Origin of the sequence: Sutterella seckii (assembly GCF_009183815.1) — a bacterium.
Taxonomy (GTDB): Bacteria; Pseudomonadota; Gammaproteobacteria; order Burkholderiales; family Burkholderiaceae_F; genus Sutterella; species Sutterella seckii.
The window spans coordinates 1-13,556 of sequence record NZ_WEHX01000068.1 but is presented as its reverse complement, the minus strand read 5'-3'; the positions used below and the strand labels follow the sequence as shown (position 1 = coordinate 13,556).

The following is a 13,556-nucleotide window of genomic DNA, read 5'->3' as shown; positions in this document are numbered from 1 at the left end:
CGCCTGTTTTACGAATGAGAGTACCCTCTATGCACAGGCGGCCTGACCCCAAGCGCCACACAGCACCATCCGTCAACTATTAAATACCTTTGTTAATAAGATGATTGTTTGGGATTTGCGATGAAGAGGAGAGGCTCCTATGGATGAACCTCACATGACATCCGAGCAGATCTGGTTTCTGGCAGCGATCTGGGAAACGCGTTCGCTTGCGCTTGCTGCAAAGCGCCTCGGCATCAGCGTTGCAACAGCCACCAGGCTTCTGCGCTCGGTTCGTTCGCTTCTTCAGGATCCGCTCTTCGTTCGCGGCAAAGGCGGTTTTGTGCCGACCAACCGCATGACGAGACTGATGCCCGCCATCGAAGACGCGCAAAATGCACTGAGGGAGCTCGCGCGCACGGGAGAGTTTGATCCCGCTTCAGTCCGGGGGACTCTGCGTCTCGCGGGCGTCGACAATGCCGTGCTTACTTTTCTGCGTCCAGTCTTCCAGAGACTCCTTTCTGCGGCGCCAGAACTGAGAATTTCCTTCTCGACGATTCCGGCGGATTGGGAGAATGCTCTTGAGGAAGGCACGCTCGATATGCTTTTCTACGCGCCTCCCATGAAGATGCTCCGCAGGGGATTCCGATCAGCAGAACTCAATAAAACCGGTCACGTTCTCGTGGTCCGCAAGTCGCATCCGATTATTGCAGAGCTGGAAAATTCATCGCCGGGCGACCGGGCTTCGGCGCTCCTTGATAACTATCGGGAAATTGAAATCACGTACGGCCCGGGAAGCCGCAGGCAGGCCGGAGAGACTTCTGCGCCTGTTGAATCGGACAAGTCGATAGCGCTCCAGTGCGACTATTTTCTCCCGAGCGTTTTCCTGCTTCTCGAGTCGGATTGCTATGCGCGCATGCCGCTCAATACTGCGCGCTATCTCAGCCGCTATCTGCCGATCGCGCTTCTGCCGCCCGAAATCAGACGCCTTCCGGTCTGGTCCGGGCGCATGATCTGGCATGAGCGGACGGATGTTGATCCGCTTCTCCTTTGGGTGCGCCGTCTCTTCATGAATGAATTCCGCTCCAAAAGGGAGCTGGCTGGCCTCTGAGGCGGATGAATCTCACGTGTTGGGAGAATATTGAATTCAACCGCCTCGAGGCGTCAGAGCATTGAGCCTCCGGTCATTCCTTCCGAGGCAGCGACTTCGTAAAAATCCAGCCGCAAAGAAGTCCCGCGAGCGAGAGGCTTGACGCCATGAGGCAGACTTCCTGGTAGGAGAAGCCCGTCTTCAGCAGAAAATTCATCGCAACCGGACCGGCAAAGCCCGCAATCGAAAAGCCGCAGAACATGATGCCGTAGTTGACGGAATTGCTCCTCGCGCCGAATTCCTCAGCGGTAAAGCCCGGGTAGATCCCCATGAAGGCGCCGAAGGCGATGCCGACGAGGAGAATGCCGCTCCAGAACCAGAGCGCAGTCACGCCGTCGGAAGCCGAGAGAAGCGCGCACCCGAGAAGCGTGAGGACAAGCGCCCCCATGAGCGAGGAGAGACGCCCGAAGCGGTCCGAGGCTGCGCCCGCGAGGATGCGGCCGAAAACGTTGGCGAGAGCGAGAATCGAAACGGCGCCCGAGGCTGCTGCGGCGTCGAGCCCTGCGAGTTCCCTCGCCGCGCTCCAGCAGTGCGAAATGATCATCATCCCGGGGATGGCGCCGCAGAGAAGGAGAAGCACCATCGGCGGAAAGCGCTTCGCGCGAAGCATGCCGCGCCAGCTGACTTCCTCGCGGGCGGGCTTCACGGGAGCGGCTGCGCGCGAACGAAACTTCTCTTCAAATCCTTCGGGGCACTTCTGCATGAAGAGTCCGCCCGAGACGATCACCACCGCAAAGACGCTCCCAAGCGTCATGAGCGCGTATTGAATGCCTTCAGCGGAAATGAGCGCAAGGGCGACCGGCGGGAGAATGACGGAACTGAGCCCATAGAGCGCCGTGGTGAGTCCCCCCGCAAGTCCCCGGTGGTCGGGGAAGAACTTGAGTGTCGTGTTGATCGTCGAGCCGTAGACGAGCCCGAGCCCGAGACCGAATCCGAGGCCGTAGCCCAGAATGAGTGCGAGAGGCGTCTCTGCGCCTGCAGCAAGAAAGAAGCCGAGTCCGATGAGGAGCCCGCCCGAGGCGATGACCCACCGGGGTCCGAAGCGATCGTTCACGGCGCCCCCGAGAATCATCGGAATGGGACCGACCGCGTTGGCAAGACTGAAGGCCGCGGCGAGACTTCCTGCCGTGAGGGCCTCTCCCGTGAGGATCGAAAGGCGCTCGGCAAGGGGCGGCGCAAAGACGGACCACGCGTAGATCGATCCGGCGCAGAGGTTGATCGTGCAGGCGACGATGAGGAGGATCCAGCGTTTCTTCATGAGGTTCATGGAGGGGGCTCTTATGAGGGCGGCGAATCAGAGGGCGGCGAGCGCGGCCTCAAGACGGGCTTCGCTCTTCCGGGCTTCGGCAATCGCGGTTTCGGTGCGGGCTGAAATGTCGCGGATGCGGTTTTCCGCGCGGATGAAGCCCTTTTCAATTTCCGAGGGCGAGGCGCTTCCCGGAGTGGCGCGGTGGGCGAGGATGACCTTAGGATCGAGCGCTGCGGCAAGGTCTTCGGCCGAAAGCGGGAAAGTTGCCGGGAGATCGCTCTTCTCTTCGTTCGCGCGGAAGGTTCCCCAGATCGATTCAAACGCGTCGCGCGAGGCGGTCGCGGGCGTGAGCCCCGTCTTTTTGGCTTCGGTCACGAAGGCGCTCGCAAAGCCGTGCGCGCGGCGGAAGTCGAGGCCGCCCCTGCGCACGAGCTGATCGGCTATTTCCTGCGTAGAGGTCCAGTCGGCGTTCAGCTCCTCGAGCGCGCGCTCATGGTTGACGCGAAGCGACCGGATGATGCCGGCGAGCGTTCGCAGCACCACTGCCGCGTCTTCAAGGAGCGCCGCCATGGAGCGCGCGTCCCGGGCGTCGGGCATCCCGAGCGGAAGGTTCATGAGGCGCATCATGACGCCCTGGGCTTCGCCGATTACGAGTCCCGCGTCGCGCCGGCAGTCGTTCACAATGCCGGGGTTGCGCTTCTGCGGCATGGCGCTCGAGCGATAGATGCCGTTGGCGCTTTCAATGAGAATCCAGGGACGGGGATTTGAATACTGGGGCATGAAGTCCGCGATGAAGGACGAGACGTGGATCATGAGCGAAGCGGCGATCTGGCTTGCTTCAAGCGGAAGGTCGTTTCCGGCGCACTGACCGGCATCGAAGGCGTTTGCGGCGACGGCGGAAAAGCCGAGGAGCTCCGCGATTCTTTCTGCCGGGAGGGGCCATCCGGTGCCATTCAGCACGCACGATCCCATGGGCGAGCGGTCGAAGCGCCCGCGGCACTCAAAAATGCGCTCTGCGTCGCGCCCGAACACTTCAGACTGCGCGAGGAGATAGTGGCTCCAGTAGGTGGGCTGCGCCTGAACGCCGTTCGTATAGGCCGGAACGACGGCATCCTTTTCCCGGCGGGCGGCATCAAGAAGCGCGTCGAGCACTTCCCGCACGGCGTCGCCGAGCCAGAGAAGATGCTCGAGATTAAGCGCGGCATTGGCCGTCGCGAGAATGTCCTGGCTCGAGCGGCCGACGTGGAGCACGCTCGCTTCCATGCCGCAGCGCTTTAGAAGCTTCGGTTCAAACGTGATGTAGAGCTCGTCGCGGACCGCATCCTTTTCGCCCGCTTCCCGCTCCATGTCGTCAAGCCCCGCACGGATCCGGCGCGCAAGCGCCCGGTCGAGAAGCCCTGCCTCCGCATTGGCGGCGAGCGAGGCGCGGTTGATCCGAAGAAGCCAGTATTCGGTGTCGTGATCGGGGAGGTTGGCTCCGGCGCTTCCCTTTGGGCTCGGCACCCGGCCCATGTGCATTCCCAGCATTCTTCGTCTCCTGAGGTTGGTATTCGATAATGTATCGCTGATTCTCCGGGCGAGACGGCAGTGCGGGTTCAATCGGTCGCCGCGCCCGGAATTCAGGGTTCTGAAAGAAGACCTTCGGGCTTACCAGCGGTGCATGAGGCCGAGGATCACTTCATGCGCGGTGATGTTGTCCTTCTGCCAGTCGGCGTCCTGCATGAAGAAGCCCGTGATGCCGTAGACCGAGGTGCGCTTCGAGAGCGGGTAGACGTAGCCGAGACCGGCATTGACGCGGCTGAATTCATTCTTTTCGTCCACGTTCTGGTTTTCGCCGAAGCCGTAGCCGACCGACGCCTTGATGGTGCCGCCCGCAGCCGGAACGTCGACGCCCGTCGAGAAGGCCCAGGCTTCAAAGCCCTTCGTAAGCTTCTGCCCCTGAGCGAGAGGCGCGAATTCCTTCGTGGAGTAGCCGCCGATGTAGGGCGTGTTCTTCAGGTACTGCAGGGTGCCGTAGACCTTCACCGGGTCAAGGTTCACGTGGCCGCCGAGGAGCGCCTTCCAGACATCCTTGTCGGTGCGGGTGTTGGTCGCGCCCGTCTTGATCCAGTCGACCGCGCCCGCGAGGTAGAACCTGTCGCCCGTCCAGGTGAAACCTGCTGCGGACCAGCGGTCGGCGTCGTGCGTGCCTTCGGTGGCGTTGTTGGCGTTTCCGAAGGAGTGCTGCAGGTGGAACCTGACGCCCTGCATGACGGGTGAAATGTAGTTCACCATGTTGTTCCAGCGGGCCTGGGCAAGGGTGCCCGAGAACTTCCAGCCGCCCGTCATGTTGCCCCAGCCGGCGCCGAAGGGATTGACGCGGCTGTTGAAGATGCCCGTGGTGCCCGAGCCCGTCGTGAGCGCCGGCATGCGGCCGAACTTGAGTTCGCCGAAGCGGTTCGATTTGAGGCCGAGCGAGGCTTCGCGCTCGAAAATCTGATTGCCGCTTCCGTAGATCGTGCCGTCGTCGGGAAGGAAGCCGCTCTCAAGATGGAAGACCACGGAGAGGTCGTCGTTCAGCTTTTCGCTTCCCTTCATTCCCCAGGTGGAGACGTTCCCCGTCCCGAGGGCGACGTTGGAGCGCGTGGCTTCGTCGGCGACGAGGCCCTTGTCGTTGAGAACATTGGCTGCGCTCTGGCCGGCAGGCGACGCCATGCCGCGGTTGAGCTCCTCGTGCACGTAGGCGACGCCTTGGTCGAAGAAGCCGAAGAGCTGAAGGTCGGCGGCCTGAACGGCGGGGAGAGCAAGAAAGAGTGCGGTGGCGGCAAGCGCCGGACGAAGGGTCTTATGCATGATTGTTTTTCCTTTTTTGGGTTGAAGATTCAGGGGTTGATGAATCCGATGGTCTGAATGGATTTCCCGTAATGCGCGGGCCTTCTCCTCAGGCGGTCTTTTTTCCGAACGAGCGGTTGAGTGCGGGGATGCCGCCCGGAAGAACCTGCGCCGAGAGGCCGCGCTTTCTTACGGCTTCCTCGCCTTCGGCCGTGCAGAGGACCGTGCCGCCGGAACCAACAACCTCGCCCGAGGCGAGGATCTGCCGTCCGCCCGAGAAGGTGTGCACCGCCCTGCGCGCGGCCGGGTCGTAGATCGTGATGTCGGCGTCGGCGCCTGGCGCAATGAAGCCCTTCGCAGCGATCCCGAGCATGCGGGCCGGGATGAAGGACGTTTTGGCGGCGAATTCAACGGCCGTGAGCGCGGAGATGTCGACGAGCGAGAGGCCGTATTCCACGATCACGTTTCTCGGGATGGCGCCCCCGTCCGTGCTGACGGCGTCGACGAGGAATTCGCCGTTCGAGCGCTTTTCGGTCGCGAAGAAGACGCGCGAGACGGCCGGATTCACGTGGTCGAAGGAACCGTCTACCGGTCCCGGGGCGGACTGAAGCCAGTCCGTCCCGGTCTTTCCCGAGAGGAGTTCGAGGATCCCGTTCACGGGGCGGATGACGGAGAGTTCGCCCGATTGAACGGCGGAAAGCATTCCGTCGAGGGTTTCGGGGAGTCCGAGGCGTTTGAGGTTCATGCGCACGATGGCCGAACGGGGAACGCCCTTTTCATCGAGACCCAGGGGACAGCCGTTTCTTGCCGAGAGGTAGCTCTCCGTCACGATTTCCGGATGCGCCTCGAGGAGCTCCGCCGCCCGGGCGCATTCGCGCGCTGCCGGGAGAACGCCTCCGCGGCAGTAGGCGTTCAGGTGGGCAAGGTGGAAGGCGCGGCCCTCGGCGAGTTCGATCGCTTCCTCGAGCCCCCGGAGGTTTGATCCGGCCGCGGTGGAGCCGGCATGCCAGGCCATGTAGACGCCGCGGTCGTGAGCGGCGGCAAGGTAGGCCCGCGACGCTTCCGGCGTGAGCGGAAAGTGCCCGCCCAGGAGCTTTACGCCGAAAGCGCCGGATGCGAGCGACCGGTCGATGAAGCCGTTGATCTCGTCAATTCCGGGGTTTGCGCCCGAAACGTTCTGACCGGGAAGAATGGCATTGAGCACGGCGACCGTCAGGCCGCAGCCCGAGTCCGCCATGTCGTCGAGCACCTTTTCCACGGGGCCGGCCATTTCAATGGCGGCGGTGACGCCCGCCTTCACGGCCATGCGCTGTCCGAGGGGGCTCGGCGCCAGGTGCAGGTGCGTGTCGATGATGCCGGGCTGAAGGATGAGCCCGGAGGCGTCGAGCGTACAGAGGGCGCCGGAATCCGCAATGGAGGGCGCGACTTCGGCGATGAGGCCGTCGCGGATGCCGACATCCTTTTCGCCGACCGATCCGGAAAGCGGATCGACAACCGTGGCGCCGCGAATGACGAGATCAAACATAGCTGTTCCTTTATGGGTGTGGACGCGTGAGGAAAGGAGATGAGGGAGCGCGTCAGACCACAATGAGGGCGGAGAGGATGACGGCGACCACCATGCCGGGAACCAGGCGCTTTGCAACGCTCATCGGATCGGCGGCAGCCATGCCGGCCACGATGATGATGGCGCCCGCGAGGGGGCTCGCCGTGCGGCCGAACTGACCGGCGAGAATGGCGAGCAGGCCGAGGGAATGGGGTTCCATGCCGAAGCTCGCGGCCGACGGGGTGACTGCCTGATTGAAGGCCCAGATCGCGGCTTCGCCGGAACCCGTGCCGAGCGCCATCAGGAAGGGACCGATTGCGGCGCCCCAGCGGGCGAGTTCGTTCGAGTGCTTGAGGGCATCAATGAAGGCCGCTACCGCGCCCGAGGCCTGAAGGCCCGTCGAGAAGACGCCGGCGGCGACGATGAGGCCGATCACCTGGGCGTAGCCCGTGCCCATGCCCTTGAAGAAGGCCTTGGAGAGTTCGCCCGGGTTCATGAGGGTGACGAGAGCAATGTAGGCAATGCCGCAGATCATGGCGACCACGACGTCGACGCCCGCTTTCGGGAACCAGACGGCGGCGGCGATGAGGATGACGAGCGGAACAAGGGGAGCGAAGGCCTTGAGAATGTTCACCTTGACGGCGGGCGCTGCATCGGCGCTTTCGATGCCGGCCGCGGCGGCTTCAGCCCCGGCCTTGTGGTCGCGCCAGTGGAAGACGGCAAGCGCGGAGTTGACGAGGGTCGCCGCGACGACGAGGCCGACGATGTAGGGGAGCGCCCAGCCGATGAAGGCCATGAGATCCATCTTCGCCATTTCGGCGACGTAGATGTCGTGCGCGCAGCCGGGGTTGAGGAGGAGGCCGCACATCGTGCCGCCGCCCACAGCGGCAGCCGCGGCAGCCGGCCGGATCCCGGCGCGGATGAGGAGCGGAATGAAGGTGGCGCCGGCGGTGGCGGCAGTGCCCGCAGCCGACATGATCGCAATGTTGATGCCGAAGGTAATGAGCGTTGCGGCCGGGATGAGGAGGCCGCCCAGCTTCTTCAGAGGCGCCGACATGAGCGCCACGAGGTGTTCGTCGCATTTCGCGGCCGTTACCGCCGCGGCAAAGCCCATTGCCGCGCAGATGGCCGGCACGAGCGTGACGTTCGTCATGCCCTTCACGAAGGCCTGGAAGGCCTTCATCGGTTCGCCGGCGGCAAAGCAGAGCACGAGACCGGCAATAATGAGGACAAGCCTCGTTTCAAGGCGCTTGACGAGCGCCCAGACCGTGAAAACGATCACGGCAAGCGCGAGCCAGATAAGCCAGGTCATGATTGGGAATCTCCTTGAGGGGTTGAGTGCGGGACCGGGAAAGTGGTCTTTGGTTGGGTCCGGCACCAATTCTCGAAAATTCCGTCGTTGTTGTGAATGCAATGAGTGATATATAAATATTGCGTAAAGCGCAATTAAAGCGGTGGAAAAGCTGAAGAAAGATCCCTGAAACCCTGCTTATCGGGAAATCAATAAGCAATGAAGCGCACTTAAATATTGCGCGGCATGCAATACTTGAGGGAAAGTCCCAAGCTGCTGCCGGAGGTGCAAGGTGAGTCGTCTCAACGATCTCGATGCGTGGAAGGTTTTCTGTGAAATCGTGTCTGCGGGCGGCATCAACGCCGCCTGCGACAAGTTCGGCGTGGAGCCGAGCACCGTAAGCCGGACGCTGAAGGCGCTCGAGACGGAAATCGGGTCGCCGCTTTTCTCCCGTGGTTCGCGCCCAGCGGCCCTCACGGAGCTCGGGCGCCGGGCTTACGCGAAGGTTGCTCCGATTCTTTCAGCCCAGGATGCCTTTGTTGCCGAGCTCAAAGGCGACCGCGACCGGTTGGCGGGCGTCATCCGCGTGGCGTCGCACGCCGGCATCGGACCGAATGAAATCATTCCTAAGCTCGTCGAATTTCAGATGACGTATCCGGAAATTCAGCTCGAGCTCTATGAACTTTCGGCGCCCATTCCCGCTGGCTTTACGTCGCCCGAGGGCGAGGCGATTGATGTGATCGTGGGCTACGGTCCCGAGAAGATTCCGGCGAATGTGGTGAGGCGCCATTGCGGCGTCATGCCCTTCATCGCATGCGCCTCGCCCCTCTACGTCCGCCGTCACGGGATGCCGCTCGAGCCGAAGGATCTGCGCCTTCATACCGGGATTCTCGTCAACAGTCCAACGAGAAATTCAACCACGTCCCTGCGGCGAGGAGACCGGGAGGAAAAGCTCCACTGGAAGCAGCGGATGGTGGTGCACAACCTCATGTCCGCACAGCGGGCCGCAGCCATGGGCGGCGGAATCGTGCCGGATCTGCCGCTCTACCACTGCGCGTTGCTCCTCAAGTCGAAGCTTCTCATTCAGGTGCTCCCCGGCTGGCAGAGAGAGCCGCTCGACTGCTATGTCTTTGCCTCAGAAGAAGCCTGGGAGCGGCGCCGCGTGCAGGTCTTTGTGGAATGGATGGCGGAGCGCGAGCGCGAAACGCTCAATGAGCTGAGAGAAAAGCATTCAGAGTTTTACTGAAGGAAGCAACGCGGGCCGCCGCGCCCCGTACTCTGCCCGGCTCAGAAGAGAAAAAGAAACGCCGGCCCGAAGACCGGCGTTCCCGAACACCCCGCTTTCGCGGGGAAACTAGAAATATCAGGACGATACCTAATAATCTAGTGAAACACCCCTGCAAACGAGCAGGGAAATCAATACTTTAAAGCAAAAAACAGGCCCCCGAAGGAGCCTGTCTGCAAATGAGCTGTCAGCTTGAAGTCAAGCTATCAGCAGATTTCGCGGATCCAGCCCTTCGGAGCTTCAATGGCGCCGTCCTGGATGCCCGTGAGGGTCGTGCGCAGCTTCGTGCACACTTCGCCCATCTTGTCCATGCCGGACGGAATCATGATGTCGCCTTCGTGGGTGTGGATGAGGCCCACCGGGGCGAGCACCGCGGCCGTGCCGCAGAGGCAGCATTCCTTGAAGTTCTTGATCTCGTCGAAGCGAACCTGGCGTTCGACAACCTTGAGGCCGAGGTAGTGTTCGCCGACGTAGACGAGGGAGCGGCGGGTGATCGACGGAAGAATCGAGTTCGACTTCGGAACGACGAGCGTGTTGTCCTGATCAACGAAGAGGATGTTGGCGCCGCCGGTTTCCTCAACGTAGGTGCGGGTCTGCGGATCGAGGTAGAGGTTCTCGGCGTAGCCGTTGCGGTGAGCTTCCATCGTCGGATGGAGGGACATCGCGTAGTTGAGGCCGGCCTTGATGTCGCCCGTGCCGTGCGGAGCCGCGCGGTCGAAGTCGGAAACGCAGAGCTTCAGGGGCTTAACGGCGCCCTTGAAGTATGCGCCCACCGGCATCACGAAGACGCGGTAGAGGTAGGAGGGAGCCGGAGCAACGCCGATCTGCGGGCCCGAGCCGATCATGAAGGGACGGATGTAGAGCGAGCAGCCGGTGCCGTAGGGCGGAACCCACTGGGCATTGGCGCGGACGACTTCGTCGATCGACTTGAGGAAGAGCTCCTTCGGAAGGGGCGGCATCTCAAGGCGCTGGGCGGAGTTGTACATGCGCTCGGCATTCATGTCCGGACGGAAGGTAACGATCTTGCCTTCCTTCGTGCGGTAGGCCTTCAGGCCTTCAAAGCAGCTCTGGGAGTACTGGAAAACGCAGGCGGATTCGTAAAGGTGAAGCTTCGGATCCTCAACGAGGCCGTCTTCGGTCCAGCTGCCGTTTTCCCAGGTAGCCTGCCAGCGATATTCAGTGGCGGTGTAGCCGAAGCCGAGCTTCGACCAGTCGATGTCTTTTTTGGGTTCCATTTTATTTTTCATCCACTTTTTGCTGAGCTCCCGGCATCGCTAGTGAAGCCTGAAGCTCCGAAAGAAACTTGTTCCCCGGAAAGCCTTCGGGCTTCCGGGCAGGAAAAATCCTAACACCCTGATTCGAGCGGGAAAGCGCCGATCCTAGGCGTTTCCGCTTAGCCGATTGGATTCAGAACGAATTCACTGGAAAATATTGCGTTTATCCGTTTTATTCTGATGCTTATCCATGTATTTCAATGGATTCACTTGAGATCCCTCTGAAAATTGCACGTTGAAACGGTGTTTGAAAACAGTATTTCAGGTTCTTTGCTCGGAAGTATTCAGTTCGACATCGTACATTTAAAGGTATGCGCTATGGGTGTTTATACCCATATCAGTGATTCGCTCTTGGAAAAAGGAGATTTTCAAGATGAATCGCATGTTTACCCTTGGTGTTCTGGCAGTTCTTTCCGCTTCCGTTTATGCCGCAGGCGGCAGCATGAACGGCATGGCCGGCATGGATCATTCCGGTCATATGGCAATGACGCAGGGCGAAAGCACTCAAACGGCTCAGCATGCCGTGGCTGCGAAGGGCGTCGTGAAGTCGGTCGACCTGAAGTCGGGGAAGGTGACGATCAGCCATGAACCGATTCCGGAACTCAAGTGGCCTGCGATGACGATGCGCTTTACCTTCCGCGATCCGAAGCTTGTCGAAGGCGTCAGGGCGGGCGACAAGGTGAGTTTCACCTTCGTCCAGGAGGGAACGCTTTCCGTTCTTCAGACGCTCTCGCACTGAAAGAGCCTCCTTCATCCCGGAGCTGCGTTCTTCCGCTCCGGTCGTCCATAGAGAAAAAAGAAGGCCGCCATGTCTGAAGCCCCGCAGAAATTCCGCATTCTCCCCGTTGTTCTCGCGCTCATTGCCGGTCTCGCCCTGGGCGGCGCCGGCGTCATGCTCTACATGAAGCATGAGAACGCCGGGACGCCCCAAACGGAAGCGCCGCTTCCCGTCGCCTCCGGGAAAAAGGCGCCTCAAGGCGTGGAGCTTGTCGAGCCCGATGCGGACGGCCGCCCCGTGCTTTATTGGTACGACCCGATGAAGCCCGATGCACATTTCCCGAAGCCCGGCCCCTCGCTCTTCATGGACATGGACCTGGTGCCGAAATATGCCGATGAAGGGGCGGAGACGGCTGCGGGCGATGCACCCTCCGTGTCCGTATCGCCGGCCGTAGAGCAGTCGCTCGGACTCCGGACGATGCGGGCAGAAGAGGGAGAACTCCGGAAAGATGCAAGGCTCGCCGCGGAGGTGGTCCTGAACGAACACGACTATGCCGTCGTTCAGGCGCACTCCGGGGGCTTCGTTGAATCGGTGTCGCCTCTTGCCGTGGGGGACCCCGTGAAGGCGGGCGAGATCCTTGCAAAGCTCACGATTCCGGGGTGGACCGAAGCGCAGACGGAATACCTCGTTCAGCGGGAAACCAAGGCGCCTCAGGGGGCAATTGAAGGGACGCTGAGGCGCCTGAAGCTCCTCGGCATGCCGCAGAAGGATATTGACGACCTCATCCGCACGCGCCGCGTGAAGACCGTCTTCACGATTGAGGCGCCGATCAGCGGCGTCGTGACGGCGATTTCCATGCGTGCCGGCATGAACGTCAATGCCTCTCAGACGGTTGCGGAAATTGAGGGCATCGACCCCGTCTGGGTCGTCGCCTCCATACCGGAAGCCTATGCGCGGGATGTCGCGAAGGAAGGGACAAAATTCAGCCTCACGTCGGACGCCTTCCCGGGCGAATCCTGGAAGGTGCGCTCCGAGGCGCTTCTCCCCGGAGCGGACGCGGCGACGAGGACGCTCAGGCTCCGCCTTCAGGTTGCGAACCCAGGCGGGACGCTGCGCCCGGGCATGACTGCCGTCCTTCATATTGACGCGCCAGGCGAAAAAGGCGTTCTCATTCCGCGGGAAGCCGTCATCGACGACGGCCGCTGTCTCGGGAGTGAATGCCGGCGACGAAATCGTGCTTTCCTCCATCTATCTCATTGATTCGGAAGCGTCGATCTCCGGAGCGCTCGAGCGCCTCAAGTCCCCGGCTGAAGCTGCTTCCGCCGGGATGACCATGGAGAGCGGGAAATGATTGCGCTGATTAAAGCATCGGTAAAAAAACCGCTTTCTCGTCCTCTTCTTCGCGCTCCTACTTGCCTTCTGGGGCGCACTGACGATCATGCGCACGCCCGTCGATGCGCTCCCTGATCTCTCCGACGTTTAGGTGATCATCAAGACGGACTATGCCGGGCAGGCCCCAGAGATCGTTGAAAATCAGGTTACCTGTCCGATTTCAACGGCCATGCTCTCGGTCCCGGGAGCCGCGTCCGTGCGCGGGTTCTTTTCCTTCGGGACATCCTTCGTCTACGTGATCTTTGAGGACGGCACCGACCTCTACTGGGCTCGCTCGCGCGTGCTCGAGTCGCTCTCTGGCCTCACGGGATCGCTCCCTCAGGGCGTTTCGCCAGAGCTCGGGCCCGACGCCACAGGCATCGGCTGGGTGTATGAATCCTGAAAGTCGGCTAATGCTTACTCAGAGTCTTCTGCCGGAAGGGTCTCTTCCAGATCCTTTGCATTAAAGGTCTGCACTTCTTCGGAATAAAGCATCTTCAGGAACAGCTGATCGCGTTTGATCATCTCGGTCGACCAACGCTTTTTGGCGAACTCATTCTGAACGGACACCGTTTCCACGCAGTCAAACCACGCCATCAATCCACGAAGCGTTGTTGCCTCAAGCCACTTTCGCACGCCGTCGTAGGCCTTGCGATCCTGTTGCGTAAGACTTTCGTCAGCGGCAAGCCTGGCCGCTTCGAGCCGCACCTTGTTGATGGCAGTCTGCAGATAGAAGTGGTATCCCAGAGCCACCATCCTGCACAATTCCTTGCCGCGAACCTTTGGCACGCTCCAGACTCGAGCCCGGTCGCCGTCGAGTTCGCTTTTACTGACTCGATACGATTCTTCGATGCGGTTGCGCATGCGGTAGCGCTTGAGCGTAACCCA

10 protein-coding genes and 2 pseudogenes are annotated in these 13,556 nt (G+C 61.3%); 5 read left to right on the top strand and 7 right to left on the bottom strand.

Features of this window, described 5'->3' with window-relative positions:
- Nucleotides 1-154: 154 nt before the first annotated feature.
- Nucleotides 155-1,087 (top strand): LysR family transcriptional regulator, encoded by a 933-nt coding sequence (locus GBM95_RS08840; RefSeq protein ID WP_193222640.1) that lies wholly within the window; start codon nucleotides 155-157, stop codon nucleotides 1,085-1,087.
- Nucleotides 1,088-1,160: 73 nt separating this feature from the next.
- On the opposite strand, the gene GBM95_RS08835 is transcribed toward GBM95_RS08840, so the two are convergent.
- The 5 genes from GBM95_RS08835 to dcuC all read right to left on the bottom strand — a co-directional run bounded on the left by GBM95_RS08835 (nucleotide 1,161) and on the right by dcuC (nucleotide 8,041).
- Nucleotides 1,161-2,393 (bottom strand): L-lactate MFS transporter, encoded by a 1,233-nt coding sequence (locus tag GBM95_RS08835; RefSeq protein WP_152158763.1) that lies wholly within the window; start codon nucleotides 2,391-2,393, stop codon nucleotides 1,161-1,163.
- Nucleotides 2,394-2,420: 27 nt separating this feature from the next.
- A complete protein-coding gene (locus GBM95_RS08830; protein ID WP_152158762.1) occupies nucleotides 2,421-3,902 on the bottom strand; it encodes a lyase family protein in 1,482 nt (493 codons plus the stop codon).
- Nucleotides 3,903-4,022: 120 nt separating this feature from the next.
- Nucleotides 4,023-5,207 (bottom strand): porin, encoded by a 1,185-nt coding sequence (locus GBM95_RS08825; RefSeq protein WP_152158761.1) that lies wholly within the window; start codon nucleotides 5,205-5,207, stop codon nucleotides 4,023-4,025.
- Nucleotides 5,208-5,295: 88 nt separating this feature from the next.
- Nucleotides 5,296-6,711: an amidohydrolase family protein gene (locus GBM95_RS08820; RefSeq protein WP_152158760.1), complete on the bottom strand. Its 1,416-nt coding sequence runs from the start codon at nucleotides 6,709-6,711 to the stop codon at nucleotides 5,296-5,298.
- 52 nt (nucleotides 6,712-6,763) lie between these two features.
- Nucleotides 6,764-8,041 (bottom strand): C4-dicarboxylate transporter DcuC, encoded by a 1,278-nt coding sequence (dcuC, locus tag GBM95_RS08815; RefSeq protein WP_152158759.1) that lies wholly within the window; start codon nucleotides 8,039-8,041, stop codon nucleotides 6,764-6,766.
- Nucleotides 8,042-8,312: 271 nt separating this feature from the next.
- Here dcuC and GBM95_RS08810 point away from each other — a divergent pair, with 271 nt between their 5' ends.
- Complete coding sequence (locus GBM95_RS08810) at nucleotides 8,313-9,266, top strand: LysR family transcriptional regulator (RefSeq protein ID WP_152158758.1); 954 nt, start codon at nucleotides 8,313-8,315, stop codon at nucleotides 9,264-9,266.
- A 245-nt stretch (nucleotides 9,267-9,511) separates the two neighbouring features.
- Here GBM95_RS08810 and GBM95_RS08805 read toward each other — a convergent pair whose 3' ends face one another.
- Nucleotides 9,512-10,540, bottom strand: a complete 1,029-nt coding sequence (locus GBM95_RS08805; protein ID WP_152158757.1) for a branched-chain amino acid aminotransferase — start codon at nucleotides 10,538-10,540, stop codon at nucleotides 9,512-9,514.
- A gap of 412 nt (nucleotides 10,541-10,952) precedes the next feature.
- Between GBM95_RS08805 and GBM95_RS08800 the strand changes: the two genes are divergently transcribed.
- The 3 genes and pseudogenes from GBM95_RS08800 to GBM95_RS08790 all read left to right on the top strand — a co-directional run.
- Nucleotides 10,953-11,318, top strand: coding sequence for a copper-binding protein (locus tag GBM95_RS08800; protein WP_226963247.1), 366 nt, complete (start codon nucleotides 10,953-10,955; stop codon nucleotides 11,316-11,318).
- Nucleotides 11,319-11,387: 69 nt separating this feature from the next.
- Entirely contained in the window at nucleotides 11,388-12,557 is a 1,170-nt protein-coding gene (locus GBM95_RS08795; protein WP_152158756.1) for an efflux RND transporter periplasmic adaptor subunit, read from the top strand.
- Nucleotides 12,558-12,675: 118 nt separating this feature from the next.
- Nucleotides 12,676-13,065, top strand: a pseudogene (locus tag GBM95_RS08790) (efflux RND transporter permease subunit); the annotation flags it as partial.
- Nucleotides 13,066-13,085: 20 nt separating this feature from the next.
- Here GBM95_RS08790 and GBM95_RS08785 read toward each other — a convergent pair.
- Nucleotides 13,086-13,556 (bottom strand): annotated as a pseudogene (locus tag GBM95_RS08785) (hypothetical protein); the annotation flags it as partial.